The sequence below is a fragment of the Pseudomonas kribbensis genome (genome assembly GCF_003352185.1).
Taxonomy (GTDB): domain Bacteria; phylum Pseudomonadota; class Gammaproteobacteria; order Pseudomonadales; family Pseudomonadaceae; genus Aquipseudomonas; species Aquipseudomonas kribbensis.
The window spans coordinates 1,467,679-1,481,851 of record NZ_CP029608.1; the positions used below are offsets into that span (position 1 = coordinate 1,467,679).

14 protein-coding genes are annotated in these 14,173 nt (G+C 61.1%); 3 read left to right on the forward strand and 11 right to left on the reverse strand.

Translation table 11 applies throughout. The features are described 5' to 3' along the window. Window positions 1–5: 5 nt before the first annotated feature. The 3 genes from DLD99_RS06740 to DLD99_RS06750 all read right to left on the reverse strand — a co-directional run bounded on the left by DLD99_RS06740 (window position 6) and on the right by DLD99_RS06750 (window position 3,823). The gene (locus tag DLD99_RS06740) at window positions 6–1,721 is read right to left on the reverse strand and encodes a proline--tRNA ligase (protein WP_085712917.1); all 1,716 of its coding nucleotides are present in this window, start codon (window positions 1,719–1,721) and stop codon (window positions 6–8) included. 115 nt (window positions 1,722–1,836) lie between these two features. Next, on the reverse strand, window positions 1,837–3,396 hold the full coding sequence (locus DLD99_RS06745) for an AmpG family muropeptide MFS transporter (RefSeq protein WP_114881691.1): 1,560 nt from the start codon (window positions 3,394–3,396) through the stop codon (window positions 1,837–1,839). 43 nt (window positions 3,397–3,439) lie between these two features. After that, entirely contained in the window at window positions 3,440–3,823 is a 384-nt protein-coding gene (locus DLD99_RS06750; protein ID WP_162803463.1) for an MGMT family protein, read from the reverse strand. A 135-nt stretch (window positions 3,824–3,958) separates the two neighbouring features. Here DLD99_RS06750 and DLD99_RS06755 point away from each other — a divergent pair, with 135 nt between their 5' ends. Continuing rightward, window positions 3,959–4,966, forward strand: a complete 1,008-nt coding sequence (locus DLD99_RS06755) for a DUF481 domain-containing protein (protein ID WP_114881692.1) — start codon at window positions 3,959–3,961, stop codon at window positions 4,964–4,966. A gap of 118 nt (window positions 4,967–5,084) precedes the next feature. Here the strand turns inward: DLD99_RS06755 and DLD99_RS06760 are convergent, their stop codons facing one another. Further along, window positions 5,085–5,294, reverse strand: coding sequence for a cold-shock protein (locus tag DLD99_RS06760; protein ID WP_002554837.1), 210 nt, complete (start codon window positions 5,292–5,294; stop codon window positions 5,085–5,087). A gap of 354 nt (window positions 5,295–5,648) precedes the next feature. Here DLD99_RS06760 and dcd point away from each other — a divergent pair, with 354 nt between their 5' ends. After that, entirely contained in the window at window positions 5,649–6,215 is a 567-nt protein-coding gene (gene dcd / locus DLD99_RS06765; protein ID WP_007954988.1) for a dCTP deaminase, read from the forward strand. A 106-nt stretch (window positions 6,216–6,321) separates the two neighbouring features. Beyond that, the gene (locus tag DLD99_RS06770; protein WP_065259270.1) at window positions 6,322–6,531 is read left to right on the forward strand and encodes a hypothetical protein; all 210 of its coding nucleotides are present in this window, start codon (window positions 6,322–6,324) and stop codon (window positions 6,529–6,531) included. A gap of 39 nt (window positions 6,532–6,570) precedes the next feature. Here the strand turns inward: DLD99_RS06770 and pdeM are convergent, their stop codons facing one another. From pdeM to DLD99_RS06805, 7 genes are read right to left on the reverse strand one after another with little or no spacing between them, the layout of a single operon-like run. Continuing rightward, on the reverse strand, window positions 6,571–7,227 hold the full coding sequence (gene pdeM / locus DLD99_RS06775) for a ligase-associated DNA damage response endonuclease PdeM (protein ID WP_114881693.1): 657 nt from the start codon (window positions 7,225–7,227) through the stop codon (window positions 6,571–6,573). Then, window positions 7,227–9,713 (reverse strand): ligase-associated DNA damage response DEXH box helicase, encoded by a 2,487-nt coding sequence (locus DLD99_RS06780; RefSeq protein ID WP_114881694.1) that lies wholly within the window; start codon window positions 9,711–9,713, stop codon window positions 7,227–7,229. Before DLD99_RS06780 ends, pdeM begins: the two co-directional genes overlap by 1 nt. 59 nt (window positions 9,714–9,772) lie before the next feature. Further along, window positions 9,773–10,537: an ABC transporter ATP-binding protein gene (locus tag DLD99_RS06785; protein ID WP_085712923.1), complete on the reverse strand. Its 765-nt coding sequence runs from the start codon at window positions 10,535–10,537 to the stop codon at window positions 9,773–9,775. Between the two features lie 13 nt (window positions 10,538–10,550). Continuing rightward, a complete protein-coding gene (locus DLD99_RS06790) occupies window positions 10,551–11,669 on the reverse strand; it encodes a succinylglutamate desuccinylase/aspartoacylase family protein (protein WP_114881695.1) in 1,119 nt (372 codons plus the stop codon). Between the two features lie 12 nt (window positions 11,670–11,681). Further along, window positions 11,682–12,392, reverse strand: a complete 711-nt coding sequence (locus DLD99_RS06795; protein ID WP_114881696.1) for an ABC transporter permease — start codon at window positions 12,390–12,392, stop codon at window positions 11,682–11,684. Continuing rightward, window positions 12,389–13,117: an ABC transporter permease gene (locus tag DLD99_RS06800; RefSeq protein ID WP_065259276.1), complete on the reverse strand. Its 729-nt coding sequence runs from the start codon at window positions 13,115–13,117 to the stop codon at window positions 12,389–12,391. The genes DLD99_RS06795 and DLD99_RS06800 overlap by 4 nt, the downstream gene beginning before the upstream one ends. A 57-nt stretch (window positions 13,118–13,174) precedes the next feature. After that, a complete protein-coding gene (locus DLD99_RS06805; protein ID WP_065259277.1) occupies window positions 13,175–13,957 on the reverse strand; it encodes a transporter substrate-binding domain-containing protein in 783 nt (260 codons plus the stop codon). Window positions 13,958–14,173: the final 216 nt, after the last annotated feature.

Here is a 14,173-nt window from a genome sequence, read left to right on the forward strand (position 1 = left end):
TGGTTTCAGCGGCGGATACGGGCCTGCAGGAAGGACAGTACGTCGGCAACCGGCAGCGCTTGCGCCTGGCCTTCGGTACGGCTCTTGTATTCCAGGTTGCCTTCGGCGAGGCCGCGGTCGCTGACCACGATCCGGTGTGGAATGCCGATCAGCTCCATGTCTGCGAACTTGATGCCCGGGCTGGTTTTCTTGTCGCGATCGTCCAGCAGCACTTCGAAGCCGGCCGCGGTCAGTTCCGCGTACAGCTTGTCGGTGGCTTCGCGCACCTGCTCGGTTTCATAGCGCAGCGGTACCAGGGCGATCTGGAATGGCGCCAGGGCGTCGCTCCAGATGATGCCGTTCTCGTCGTTGTTCTGCTCGATGGCCGCAGCCACCACGCGGGACACGCCGATGCCGTAGCAACCCATTTCCAGAGTCACAGGCTTGCCGTTCTCGCCCAGCACTTCGCACTTCATCGCCTTGCTGTACTTGTTGCCCAGCTGGAAGATGTGTCCGACTTCGATGCCGCGCTTGATTTCCAGGGTGCCCTTGCCGTCCGGGCTCGGGTCGCCGGCCACGACGTTGCGCAGGTCGGCCACGGTCGGAACCGGCAGGTCACGCTCCCAGTTCACGCCGAAGTAGTGCTTGTCGTCGATGTTGGCACCGATGCCGAAGTCGCTCATCAGCTCGACCGAACGGTCGATGATGATCGGCAGTGGCAGGTTCAGCGGGCCGAGGGAACCAGCGCCGGCGCCGATGGCGTCACGCAGTTCGGCGTCGGACGCCATGACCAGCGGGCTGGCGACGCCAGGTTGCTGGGCAGCCTTGATTTCGTTCAGCTCGTGGTCGCCACGGATGACCAGGGCGATCAGCTTGCCTTCTTCCTCGGCGTGTACGATCAGGGTCTTGATGGTCTTTTCGATCGGCAGACCGAATTTTTCCACCAGGGCCGCGATGGTCTTGGTGTCCGGGGTGTCGACCAGACGCAGTTCTTCGGCCGGCGCAGCGCGGGAGGTTTCACGCGGTACGGCTTCGGCTTTCTCGATGTTCGCGGCGTAGTCGGAGCCGTTGCTGAAGACGATATCGTCTTCGCCGGACTCGGCCAGCACGTGGAATTCGTGGGAGCCGGCACCGCCGATGGAACCGTTGTCGGCTTCGACCGGACGGAATTTCAGGCCCAGACGGGTGAACACGTTGCAGTACGCCTCGTGCATGCGGTCATAGGTGACCTGCAGCGACGCCTGGTCGGCGTGGAACGAGTACGCGTCCTTCATGATGAATTCACGGCCGCGCATCAAACCGAAGCGTGGGCGGATTTCGTCACGGAACTTGGTCTGGATCTGGTACAGGTTGATCGGCAGCTGCTTGTAGCTGCTCAACTCGTTGCGCATCAGATCGGTGATCACTTCTTCGTGGGTCGGGCCCGCGCAGAAGTCGCGACCGTGACGGTCTTTGATGCGCAGCAGCTCAGGGCCGTATTCTTCCCAGCGCCCCGATTCCTGCCACAGCTCGGCCGGTTGGGTGCTCGGCATCAACACTTCCAGAGAGCCGGCGGCGTTCATCTCTTCGCGAACGATGGCTTCCACCTTGCGCATTACCCGCAGGCCCATCGGCAGCCAGGTGTACAGGCCCGAGGCGAGTTTGCGGATCATGCCGGCGCGCAGCATCAGCTGATGGCTGATCACGACCGCGTCGGAAGGCGTTTCTTTCTGTGTGGCGAGCAAAAATTGACTGGTGCGCATGGTTGGCCGTTGTCGGTTGCTATGACTGGAAATGACGGAGCAGTGTACCGGCGAGAGCTGCCGACGTACAGAAGTGCAGGCCCGGCGGAAACCCTCCCGCCGGGTGCGAGATGTCTTACGACTCTTCGGCGACGGGCGTCGACACGGGTTCCGGTGTCGGTGTCGGGCCTTCGCGGCGACTCTCCTGGAACCAGTGCAGGGCGATCAGCACCAGGGTCGGTACGCCGAGCGCCGCTGTGATGATGAAGAAGTTGTGATAGCCGAACTTCTCCACCATGACCCCGGAGTAGCCGCCGATGAGGCGTGGCAGCAACAGCATGATCGAGCTGAGGAGGGCGTACTGGGTCGCGGAGAATTTCAGGTTGGTCAGGCTCGACAGATAGGCGACGAACGCCGAAGTGGCCATGCCCGAGCTGAAGTTGTCGAGGGAAATGGTCACTACCAGCATCTGCAGGTTGGGGCCCATGTCCGCCAGCATCACGAACAGCAGATTGGTGGCTGCCGACGCGGCACCGCCGATGAACAGGATCGGCAGAATCCCGAAGCGCACGATCAGCAGGCCGCCCATGCCGGCGCCCACCAGGGTCATGATCAGGCCGAAGATCTTGCTGACGCTGGCGATCTGGTCCTTGGTGAAGCCCTGGTCGATGTAGAACACGTTGGCCATCACGCCCATCACCGTGTCAGACATGCGATAGGTGGCGATCAGGCCGAGCAGCAGCAGGGCCTGCCAGCGGTAGCGCAGGATGAAATCGTTGACCGGCGTCAGCACTGGCGCCAGGCCACGGCGACCCATGGTCGACAGGCACAGGCCGGTCAGCAGGGTGTAGAGAATGGCGCGCAGGAATGCCCGGTCTTCCAGCAGCAGGTCCAGCGGGCTCATGGTGCCGAACAGTACGCTGGCGAAATCGGTGTTGTAGAGCTGGGTGAACATGGCCGGTACGGAAACCAGCAGGACGATCAGCACGAATACCGACATCAGCTGGTGCATGAAGGTGTAGCGCCCGGCCTGCAACTGGGTACGCAGCGGCACTGGCGGCTCGCGCATCAGCAGGGTGGTGATCAGCGCAGGCACCATCAAGGCGCCGAACAACGCGTAAGTGCCGGTCCAGGCGGAATGCTGGTAGTTGAAACCGGTGGAGCCGAAACCTTCGGCGAAGAACAGTGCTCCGGCGGTCGCCAGCAGGGCTGCGACCCGATAGCCAGACATGTAACTGGCGGCCAGTGCGGCCTGGCGGTTGTCCTCGGCGATTTCCAGTCGATAGGCGTCGACGGCGATGTCCTGGGTGGCGGAAGCGAAGGCGACGATCACGGCAATGGCGATCAGCCAGGACAAGTGTTTCTGCGGGTCGCAGAAGCCCATGCCGATCAGGCCGAGGATTACCAGCGACTGCGCAAGCACCAGCCACGAACGGCGTCGGCCCAGTTTGCCGAGCAACGGCAGGCGCCACTGGTCGAGCAGCGGCGACCAGACCCATTTGAAGGCATAGGCCAGACCGATCAGGCTGGCATAGCCGATCGTCTCGCGGGCTACACCGGCTTCACGCAGCCAGACCGAAAGTGTCGAGAACACCAGCATGTACGGCAGGCCGGCGGCGAAACCCAGCAACAACAGCACGAGCGTCGAAGGACTGGCATAGGCGGCGAGCGCGGCGCGCCAGGTTTTACGGGGCATGGGCTGAAGTCTGCCTCAAGATTGCGAAAACAAAGCGCGCACTCTAACCGCTGTGCTCTACCGGACGCCAGCCATGGCGCCGAATATCCACACGATTGTTCAGGATCGTAACGCCCTCCATACGCAATCGTGCCCGCTGCTCATCACCCGAAGGGCTGCCTGCCGGCAGGCTGATCCGACCGCCGGCACCGAGTACGCGGTGCCAGGGCAGCTTGGTGTCGCCCGGCAACTGGCTCAGAGTGCGGCCGACCCAGCGGGCGGCGCGCCCCAACCCGGCCAGTTCGGCCAACTGACCATAGCTGACGACCTTGCCTTCGGGCACTTGGGCAAGGGTCGAATAGAGTGCCGTGCGTCGGATTTGCGGATCGTTTTCGCAGGCTTGTATCGGGTCTGTCACGTGCGCCGTTCCTGAACAGGGTCGATTCATGGATGAAAGGGTAATCCGTGATCGGGCAATTGAGAAATGAACTCAACAGAAATAGCCGGGTCACTCCTTGTCAGAGGATTATTCCTACGGATAATGCCGACCCTTTTTTCGCAAACCCGAGCCCCCGATTCGCTTATGTTGTCCAGAACCCTGTTGTGCCTTGCTGTCTTCAGTGCGTCCACGCCCTTGCTTGCCGATACCGTCTGGTTGAAGAACGGTGACAAGCTGAGCGGCAAAATCACCCTGTTCGACGGCGGTAAGTTGCTGGTCCAGACCCAGTACGCCGGTGCGGTCACCATCGACTGGAAACAGGTGAAGACGCTGGAGAGCGATCAGGAACTGCTGGTCAAGCAGGACGCCTACAGCGGCGAGAAAGCCAAGTCGCTGACCGCCGCTGACGATGGCAAGGTCACCCTGGCCAACGGCGAGGCGCCGAAAACCGTCGAGCTGGCGAGCATCCAGCAGATTCTCAAGCCCAAGCCGGTGGTCGAGGATCTGGTCTGGAAGGGCAATGTCGATCTGGCACTGGATTATCAGCGTGCCGAAAAAGACACCAATGACTACGACATCGGCTTCAAGACCTCGGCGCGCCATGGCCGTTGGCGTCATACCGCTGAAGGCGAGTACAACCGCGAAGTCCAGGATGAGGTGGTGACCACCAACAACTGGCGCGCCGAATACGCTCTGGACCGCTTCCTGACAGACAAGTGGTTCTGGCAGGGGCGGTTGAACTACAAACGCGACTACGTCGAAGAGCTGTCACGCCAGCGTGTGGTCGGTACGGGTCCGGGCTATCAGTTCTGGGATGACGAGCTGGGAGCGTTCTCTCTCGGCTCGCTGCTCAACCGCACCGATTACGAGTACAGCGACGGCGGCACGGACAACTTCTATTCCGTCGCCATGAAATGGGACTACAACCGCTACCTGATCGGCAAGAAGGTGCAGTTCTTCACCACCGGCGAGATTGGCAAGCCGCTGTCGGACGTCGCCAACTATGCCCTGGATTCGGAAGTGGGCCTGCGCTACAAGGTGACGGACTGGGCATCGCTCAATCTGAAAGCCGAGCGCGACATCATCAGCGGCACCAAGGACGCGGATCTGAACAAGACCCGCTACACCGCCGGGTTTGGCGTGGCCTGGTAACGCCGCACATAAAAAACGCAGCCTTTGTCGGGCTGCGTTTTTTTTGCCTGTACAAAACAGGCACCCACAAAAAAGCCCCGCTTTTAAGGGCGGGGCTTCTTAGCCAGGAAGCTACAAGTTAGATAACTTGTACTTCTTCAGCTTGCATGCCTTTCTGACCGCGGGTAGCGATGAAAGAAACCTGTTGGCCTTCTTTCAGGCTTTTGAAGCCGTCGGACTGGATAGCTTTGAAGTGAACGAACAGGTCGTCACCGGATTGTGGAGTGATGAAGCCGAAGCCTTTTTCATCGTTGAACCACTTAACGGTACCGGTTTGGCGATTAGACATGGTGTAACTCCTTGAACAAAGATAACTGCGACTCAGGAAGAACCCTGGCCGAGACTGAGTGCAAAGAGCAGGAAAAATTCTTGTAGATGGTTGGATCGAAATTCAACATATCGTGTAGAGATTCTCAGTGACACAAGCAGCACAGTGGCGCCACCTTAACCCTTTTTCCGGAACGTGCCAATGCTTCTTGCGAAGGTTTCTCCGTTTTAAGGATCGGCGGTGTGACGGTTCGTCGCGAAGCCGCGTATTTCCTGCATGTTCGGCGAGATTTGCACCCTGGACTTTGAACCCGGCGGCGCGCCCGGTAAGATGCCGGACAGATTTTTTCCACCTCGCTATTCAGGACACCCCGCCATGAGCATCAAATCGGACAAGTGGATTCGCCGCATGGCGCAGGAACACGGCATGATCGAGCCGTTCGTCGAGCGCCAGGTACGTGGCAGCGACGACAGCCGGGTGATCTCCTACGGTGTGTCGAGCTACGGCTACGATGTGCGTTGCACCAACCATTTCAAGGTGTTCACCAACATCAATTCGGCCATCGTCGATCCGAAGAACTTCGATGCCGGCAGCTTCGTCGATGTCCACAGCGACGTTTGCATCATCCCGCCGAACTCCTTCGCCCTGGCCACGACCGTTGAATACTTCCGTATTCCACGCAACGTGCTGACCATCTGCCTGGGCAAAAGCACCTACGCCCGTTGCGGCATCATCGTCAACGTCACTCCGCTTGAGCCTGAGTGGGAAGGCCAGGTGACCCTGGAATTCTCCAACACCACCAACCTGCCGGCGAAGATCTACGCCAATGAAGGTGTGGCGCAAATGCTGTTCCTGGAGTCCGACGAGGAATGTGAAGTTTCCTACAAGGACCGTGCGGGCAAGTACCAGGGCCAGCGTGGCGTGACCCTGCCGCGGACCTGAGCCGTCCATCCGGCAGTTACCGGGAATTCTTCGGCGGGTAGACACTCTATGGGGTGTACTGCCCGTTTCGCGAACAGCGGGACGGGCCTTCGCCGAGGAGTGCTCCATGAAGATCGATCCGCAAATCACTGCCGAACTGGCAAGGCTCGAGCCCAATCAGGTTGGCGTATTGGCCTGGTCCTTGTTGGCACACCCGCCCGTCACCCTGGCTGGCGGAATTCCTCACCAGCCTGATCCCGACACCCCCAACGAAGAACCGACCGAGCCCGGCGAGCCTACGCTCCCGGACAAACCACCACCTGCGCCCGTCGCGTGATTGAATGTATGGCCCGTCGACTGAATCCTGAACAGGACTTCAGCCGACGGGCCATATTTCATTGTCGCCAATGACAAAGATCCGACAGCTGTCTTCTTTCCCCACCGGATAACCGCCGGTGAAGGCACCGAAGGCCGGCAGCAGGCTGATGCGTTCTCCCAGCCTGAAACACGCCAGCCGCAGACGCTGACGCCCCTTGCCGTTCAATCGATAAACCGGATGTACGTGCCCGGCGAGGACGTGGCGTTCAGGGTGCGGATCGGGTTCGTGCTGCAAGGCGAAGGGCCCGAGCAGCAAGGGCTCCGGCACCACCCGGATATTCAGCGTCTGGGGTGGATCACCGGCACGTTTATCGTGATTGCCGCGAATCAGCGTGATCGGCAGATCCGCATGACGTGCCCGCCACTGCGCCAATGCCTGCAAGGTGTCGGTGGCGTGGGAGCCGGGGCCATGCAAAAAATCACCGAGGAAGATCAGTTGCCGGCACGGCAGTTTCTCCAGCAACTGTTCGATCACCGCAATGTTGCTCGCCGTGGTGCCCTGCGGCACCGGTTGTCCCAGGCGCCGGTAGGCGGCCGCCTTGCCGAAATGCACGTCGGCAATCAGCAGCGCCTGTTGCGCCGGCCAATACAGTGCCTTTTCCGGCAACAGCCAGAGTTCTTCACCCGCCAGACGCACAGGGTAGGGCGCGCCCATCAGGATTGACCCTTGTCGGCGGTTTTCTCCAGATCGCCGACCATGCGCCGGATCCGGTCGGCGAGTCTTTCCGAACTCATGCTTTCGCGCATGCGTTCCACCAGCAGCGGGAAGCCGAGCGGTGTAGGACGTTTGATCAGGTGCATGTCCAGTTTCATCCGGTTGATTCGCTCCAGGGTCTGTTCCAGTCGACGAATATCCAGTTCTTCCCGTAGGACTTCTTCCCCGGCCTGCGCCAGCAACAGATTGTCGGCGTCGTATTGCTTGAACACTTCGAAAAACAGCCCGCTGGAGGCCTGTACCTGACGGGTGCTTTTCGGCGCGCCGGGGTAACCGGCGAACACCAGGCCCGCGATCCGCGCGATTTCCCGAAACCTGCGCAGTGCCAGTTCGCCGGCGTTGAGGCTGGCGAGCACATCCTTCAACAAATCTTCGGGACTGAGCAGGGCACCATCCAGTTGCACAGACCAGTCAACCGGCGTGGCGCTGAGCAACTCCAGTCCGTAATCATTGACCGCAATCGAGAAGGTCACAGGCAGGCGCTGGCTGACCCGCCATGCCAGCAGGCTGGCTAGCCCCAGATGCACCTGACGTCCGGCAAACGGATAGAGGAAAAGATGCCAGCCTTCGCGGGACTTCAGCACTTCGGCCAGCAGATTGTTGACGGTCGGCAAACCCGACCAACGCATCTGCGTTTCCAGCAGCGGGCGCAAGGCCTGCATTTCCGGGCCGGCAAACTCACCGTGTGCTGCGGCGCTGAATCGAGCGACCACCGCTTCGGCCAGTTCACTGGACAGCGGCATGCGCCCGCCATTCCAGCGCGGCACGGCGGCTTTTTTCGCGGTGCTGCGTTTGACGTAGGCAGTCATGTTTTCCACCCGCACCAGCTCCAGCAAGCGTCCGGCGAACAGGAAACCGTCACCGGGTTTGAGGCGGGCGATGAAGCCTTCCTCAACGCTGCCCAGTTGCTTGCCGCCTCCGCCCTTGCTCCAGAATTTCAGATGGATGCTGGCCTCGCTGACGATGGTACCGATGCTCATCCGGTGCCGCCGGGCCAGACGCGCGTCCGGCACTCGCCAGACACCCTGTTCGTCCGGCTCGACCCGACGGTAATCCGGGTAAGCCGTCAGCGACATCCCGCCATGGCGTACGAACGCCAGCGCCCAAGCCCACTCCGCCAGCGTCAGGTCGCGATAAGCCCAGGCTCCCCGGACTTCTTCGTACAAGTCCTCGGGTAAAAAGCCACCACCCAATGCCATGCTGACCAGATGCTGGACCAGCACATCCAGCGGTTTTTGCGGTGACAGACGCGGTTCAATCCGTCGCTGCGCCACCGCATCGCGAGCGGCTGCGGCTTCGATCAGTTCCAGGCTGTGGGTCGGCACCAGAGTGACCCGCGACGTTCGACCGGGCGCATGGCCTGAACGTCCGGCACGCTGCATCAGACGCGCCACGCCTTTGGCCGAACCGATTTGCAGCACCCGTTCCACCGGTAGAAAGTCCACTCCAAGATCCAGGCTCGAAGTGCAGACCACCGCTTTGAGCTGACCATTCTTCAACGCCTGCTCGACCCAGTCCCGGGTCTCGCGGGACAGCGAGCTGTGGTGCAAGGCAATCAACCCGGCCCAGTCCGGACGCGCGCCCAGCAAGGCCTGATACCAGATTTCCGACTGCGCCCGAGTATTGGTGAACACCAGGCTGCTGGCGCAGACGTCCAGTTCGGCAACCACTTGCGGCAACATCTTCAGACCGATATGCCCGGCCCAGGGAAAACGCTCGATCTGCGGTGGGAGCAGAGTATCGACCCGCAGCGTTTTTTCGCTTTGACCCTGAACACTCACGCCACTGCCCTGCGGGATCAGTACCTGTTCGGCGTGGGATTGATTGCCGAGCGTCGCAGAAACACCCCAGACGATCAGTCCCGGATGCCAGCGCCGCAGGCGGGCGAGGGCCAGTTGCAATTGCACGCCGCGTTTGTTGCCGAGCAGTTCGTGCCACTCATCCACCACGACCATGCGCAAGGTCGACAGCGCCGTTTGCGCGTCGGCGCGGGCGAGCATCAGGGTCAGGCTTTCCGGGGTGGTGATCAGCGCGGTCGGCAAGCGCCGGTTCTGCCGGGCGCGTTCGCTGCTGCCGGTGTCGCCGGTGCGCAGGCCGACGCTCCAGGGGATTTGCAGATCGTCCAGCGGCGTTTGCAAAGCACGCGCGGTGTCGGCGGCCAGCGCCCGCATCGGTGTGATCCACAAGACAGTCAGCGGTTCGGCAGGCGGCGGGCGTTTGCGGGTGGTCTCTGCGGCAAGCCCGGAGCGGGCAAATCGATTGAGTGCGGCAAACCACACCGCGTAGGTTTTACCGGCGCCGGTGCTGGCGTGCAGCAGTCCCGACTCGCCACGCTTGACCGCCGCCCACACCTGCTTCTGAAAGGCGAACGGCTTCCAGTCGCGGGCGCTGAACCAGTGTCTGGCGAAGTCGGTGGAAGTGCCCATGCCGGCGACGTGTGCTCTGAAGGTGTTCCTTCAGTGACCGCGCCGGCCGGGCAATAGTTTTACTTGAGATTGCCGCTGAGGAATTGCTTCAGGCGTTCGCTTTTCGGATTGCCCAGCACGTCTTCCGGCGCACCTTCTTCTTCCACCAGCCCCTGGTGCAGAAACAGCACCTGGCTCGACACCTTGCGCGCAAAACTCATTTCGTGGGTGACCATGATCATGGTCCGGCCTTCTTCCGCCAGGCCTTGAATCACCTTGAGCACTTCGCCGACCAGTTCCGGGTCGAGCGCCGAGGTCGGTTCGTCGAACAGCATGACTTCCGGCTCCATGGCCAGGGCCCGGGCGATGGCCACCCGTTGTTGCTGGCCACCGGAAAGAAACGCCGGGTACTGATCGGCAACCCGGGCCGGCAGGCCGACCTTGTCCAGATAACGCCGGGCGCGATCATCGGCCTCGGCCTTGCTGCAACCCAGCACCCGGCGCGGGGCCATGGTGATGTTTTCCAGCACGGTCATGTGGCTCCACAGGTTGAAATGCTGGAACACCATGGCGAGGCGGGTGCGCAGACGTTGCAGTTCCTCGGCGTCGGCGACGTGCATGCCGTGGCGGTCGGTGACCATGCGGATCGCCTGGCCGTCGAGGCTCATCGCGCCGTCGTTGGGTTGTTCGAGGAAGTTGATGCAGCGCAAAAAGGTGCTTTTGCCCGAGCCGCTGGCGCCGATCAGGCTGATCACGTCACCGGTTTTGGCTTTGAGCGAAACGCCTTTGAGCACCTGATGGTCGCCATAGCTTTTGTGCAGGCCTTCTACGGTCAGTTTGTACATGGGACAGGCATCCTCAAGGCGAAAGTAAGTAGCCGCTGCGATAGGCTTCGGCGCCCGCGACGTGGGCGATCACCATGCCGGCCGTGGCCATGCGCCGCAGCGAGCGGGCATAGAGCAGACCGGAAGCGGTGCAATGGACTGGCGTGACCCGATCATTGATCGGGTCGATGATTTCGGCAATTTGCTGCCCGGCTTCCAGATGCTGCCCGGGCGTGGCGGTGTACACCAGCAGGCCGCCGACCGGCGTGGTGACAGGTTCGACACCGGCCAGCGGAGTAGCCGGGAATGGCAGCTCCGGCAGCGGTTTCGAAGCGCCGGCGATGGCGCCGAAGTGAGTCAGGTAATCGAGCAGCGCCTGGCAGTCACGACTGGCCACGGGATGGCTGACGTCGCCCTGGCCACGCAACTCGACCGTGACCGAGAAACTGCCGAGGGGGATCTCGAAGTGCTCGCCGAAGCGTTCCTTCAATTGCCACCACAACAGGGTGAAGCATTCGTCGAACGACTGACCGCCGGAGTCGGTGGCCAGCAGGCTCGCCTTCGATTCGATGTAGCGCGCCAGCGGCTCGACCTGCGGCCAGGCCTCGGGCGTGGTGTAGAGGTGAACCACGGATTCGAAATCGCAGTGGAGGTCCAGCACCATGTCCGCGTCACAGGCCAGCCGTTGCAGGGTCAGGCGCTGGGATTGCAGCTGAGTCGTGGCGGTATGGCGGGCGAGGGCGTTGCGCAGGCTGGTGCGAATCAGTTCGAGGTTGCGCTGCGGGTCGTCGCACAGTTGCGATTCGATTTCGTTGCCGATCTCTTCGCTGAGGTCGACGAACCAGCGGTTGAAATTCTGCCCGCTCTCCAGCTCGTAGCGGCCCAGCGGCACGTCCATCAGCACTTGTTCGAGGCCGACCGGGTTGGCCACCGGCACCAGCACGATTTCGCTGATCAGGCGGCCGGCGGCTTCCAGCTCCGCCAGGCGTTGCTTGAGGTGCCAGGCCACCAGCATGCCGGGCAGTTCGTCGGCATGCAGCGAGGACTGGATGTAGATTTTGCCTTTGGCCTTTTCCGGGCCGAAGTGAAAGCTGTGGATCTGTCGTGCGGTCCCCGGCAGCGGGGCCAGCAGGTCATGTATCTGGTGGCGCATTGCAGAGAGGTCCTAGTGAGTCGGCCCGAGGAAGGCCAGCCATCGGCGTTCGGCAAGACGGAACAGGCCGACCAGCGCAAAGGTGATGGTCAGGTAGATCAGCGCGGCGATGCCGAACGACTGGAAGGTCAGGTAGGTCGCCGAGTTGGCGTCCCGCGCGACTTTCAGGATGTCCGGGATCGTTGCGGTGAACGCCACGGTGGTCGAGTGCAGCATCAGGATCACTTCGTTGCTGTAATACGGCAACGAGCGACGCAGCGCCGACGGCATGATCACGTAGGCATACAGCTTCCAGCCGGTCAGGCCGTAGGCCTTGGCCGCTTCGACTTCGCCGTGGTTCATGCTGCGGATCGCCCCGGCGAAGATCTCCGTGGTGTAGGCGCAGGTGTTGAGGGCGAAGGCGAGGATCGTGCAGTTCATCGCATCGCGAAAGAATGCATCGAGCATCGGCTGGGCGCGCACGGCGGCCAGGCTGTAGATCCCGGTGTAGCAGATCAGCAGCTGGATATAGAGCGGCGTGCCCCGGAACAGGTAAGTGTAGAACTGCACCGGCCAGCGAACGTAGAAGTGCGGGGAAACCCGGGCAATCGACAGCGGGATCGACACGATGAAACCGATGAAGATCGACGCACTGAGCAACCACAGGGTCATGGCCAGCCCGGTGATGTTGTTGCCGTCGGTATAAAGGAAGGGTTTCCAGTATTCCTGCAGGAGTTCGATCATCGTACGGCCTCCCGGGCACCGGCGGCGTAGCGACGTTCGAGCCAGCGCAGGATGACGTTCGAGGCACTGGTGATCAGCAGATAGATCAAGGCGGCGAGTACCAGGAAGTAAAACAGTTGATAGGAGCTTTTGCCGGCATCCTGGGCGGCCTTGACCAGATCCGCCAGGCCGATGATCGACACCAGCGCGGTGGCCTTGAGCATCACCATCCAGTTGTTGCCGATGCCCGGCAGGGCGAAGCGCATCATTTGCGGGAACACCACGAAGCGAAAGCGCTGGCCGCGTTTGAGGCCGTAGGCCGTGGCAGCTTCAACCTGACCCCGTGGCACGGCGAGGATCGCGCCGCGGAAGGTTTCGGTGAAGTACGCGCCATAAATGAAGCCCAGAGTGATCACGCCGGCGGTGAAGGAGTCGATTTCAATGTAATCCCACTCCATGACGTCGGTCAGCGCGGTCAGCCAGGTTTGCAGGCTGTAGAAGATCAACAGCATCAGCACCAGGTCCGGCACCCCGCGAATCAGCGTGGTGTAGAGCTGGGCAGGCAGGCGCAGCAGTTTTGATTTGGACAGTTTGGCACTGGCGCCCAGCAGGCCGAGCAACACGGCCACCAGCAGCGACAACGCCGACAATTTGATGGTCATCCAGGTGCCTTCCAACAGCAACGGACCGAAGCCCTTGAGGCTGAAGGCGGAGAGCCCCAGATTTTGTAAGAGGTTTTCGAACATAAATCAGCAACCTGAGCGGATGAAAAAGGCGCCCATCGAAGGATGGGCGCCGGTGCATTATTTGCCGCTGTACAGATTCAGATCGCCAAAGTGTTTCTTTTGAATCTCGGCGTATTTGCCGTCGTCGTGTAACGCTTTGATACCTTTATCTAAAAGCGCCTTCAGCTCTTTGTTACCTTTCTTAATACCGACAGCGGTTTTGGCTGGCAGCAATTCGCTGTCAACCGGCTTGCTGACTTCGTAGGCGGCACCGTCCGGCGACTTCAAAAAGCCCAGTTCGGCTTGCAGCATGTCCTGGATCGAGGCGTCGAGGCGGCCGTTTTTCAGGTCGGCGTAGACCTGGTCCTGGTTGGCGTAGGCCTGGATTTTCACCCCGGCCTTCTCCAGCACGGCCTTGGCGTAGGCTTCCTGGATGGTGCCTTGCTCGTAACCGACGGATTTGCCCTTGAGCGAAGCAACGTCATCGGTCAGGCCGGAACCCTTCTTGAATACGTAGGCCGTCGGGCCGGAGAACAGCTCGCTGGAGAAGTCGATGGCCTTTTCACGGGCCGGTGTTACCGTCATCGACGAGATCACACCGTCGAACTTATTGGCGTTGAGGCCCGGAATCATGCCGTCGAAGTCGCTTTCGACCCACTTGCACTTGACCTTCAGCTCGGCGCAGATCGCGTTGCCCAGATCGATGTCAAAGCCCACCAGGCTGCCGTCGGCCGCTTTCGACTCGAACGGTGCGTAGGAAGGATCGACGCCAAAACGCAGCTCTTTGTATTCCTTGGCCAGCGCGGAGCCGGCGGCCATGCACAACGCCAGTGCAGAAAGGGTCAGCAATGCTTTTTTCATTATTCAATCCCTAAGAACCAATATGAGCGCTTGTGGCGCAGAATTATTGTTACTGGAACGCTTACGACTTATAGAAAGTAGCAATTTCCGAACCAGAGTCCCGAACAAGTGTTTTAAAAGGTGTAGGAAGGGAGGGTGCAGCGGGAGGAATGCCCGAAAACGGGCACGGAAAATCGGATGCACTGTTTATGAGCATGATCGTTCCCACGCTCTGCG

Coding starts and splice junctions, on each gene's coding strand:
- DLD99_RS06740 (WP_085712917.1), bottom strand. CDS start 1,721: ATGCGCACCAGTCAATTTTTGCTCGCCACACAGAAAGAAACGCCTTCC.
- DLD99_RS06745 (WP_114881691.1), bottom strand. CDS start 3,396: ATGCCCCGTAAAACCTGGCGCGCCGCGCTCGCCGCCTATGCCAGTCCT.
- dcd (WP_007954988.1), top strand. CDS start 5,649: ATGAGCATCAAATCGGACAAGTGGATTCGCCGCATGGCGCAGGAACAC.
- DLD99_RS06780 (WP_114881694.1), bottom strand. CDS start 9,713: ATGGGCACTTCCACCGACTTCGCCAGACACTGGTTCAGCGCCCGCGAC.
- DLD99_RS06760 (WP_002554837.1), bottom strand. CDS start 5,294: ATGTCTAATCGCCAAACCGGTACCGTTAAGTGGTTCAACGATGAAAAA.
- DLD99_RS06770 (WP_065259270.1), top strand. CDS start 6,322: ATGAAGATCGATCCGCAAATCACTGCCGAACTGGCAAGGCTCGAGCCC.
- DLD99_RS06755 (WP_114881692.1), top strand. CDS start 3,959: ATGTTGTCCAGAACCCTGTTGTGCCTTGCTGTCTTCAGTGCGTCCACG.
- DLD99_RS06805 (WP_065259277.1), bottom strand. CDS start 13,957: ATGAAAAAAGCATTGCTGACCCTTTCTGCACTGGCGTTGTGCATGGCC.
- DLD99_RS06795 (WP_114881696.1), bottom strand. CDS start 12,392: ATGATCGAACTCCTGCAGGAATACTGGAAACCCTTCCTTTATACCGAC.
- DLD99_RS06785 (WP_085712923.1), bottom strand. CDS start 10,537: ATGTACAAACTGACCGTAGAAGGCCTGCACAAAAGCTATGGCGACCAT.
- DLD99_RS06750 (WP_162803463.1), bottom strand. CDS start 3,823: ATGAATCGACCCTGTTCAGGAACGGCGCACGTGACAGACCCGATACAA.
- DLD99_RS06790 (WP_114881695.1), bottom strand. CDS start 11,669: ATGCGCCACCAGATACATGACCTGCTGGCCCCGCTGCCGGGGACCGCA.
- pdeM (WP_114881693.1), bottom strand. CDS start 7,227: ATGGGCGCGCCCTACCCTGTGCGTCTGGCGGGTGAAGAACTCTGGCTG.
- DLD99_RS06800 (WP_065259276.1), bottom strand. CDS start 13,117: ATGTTCGAAAACCTCTTACAAAATCTGGGGCTCTCCGCCTTCAGCCTC.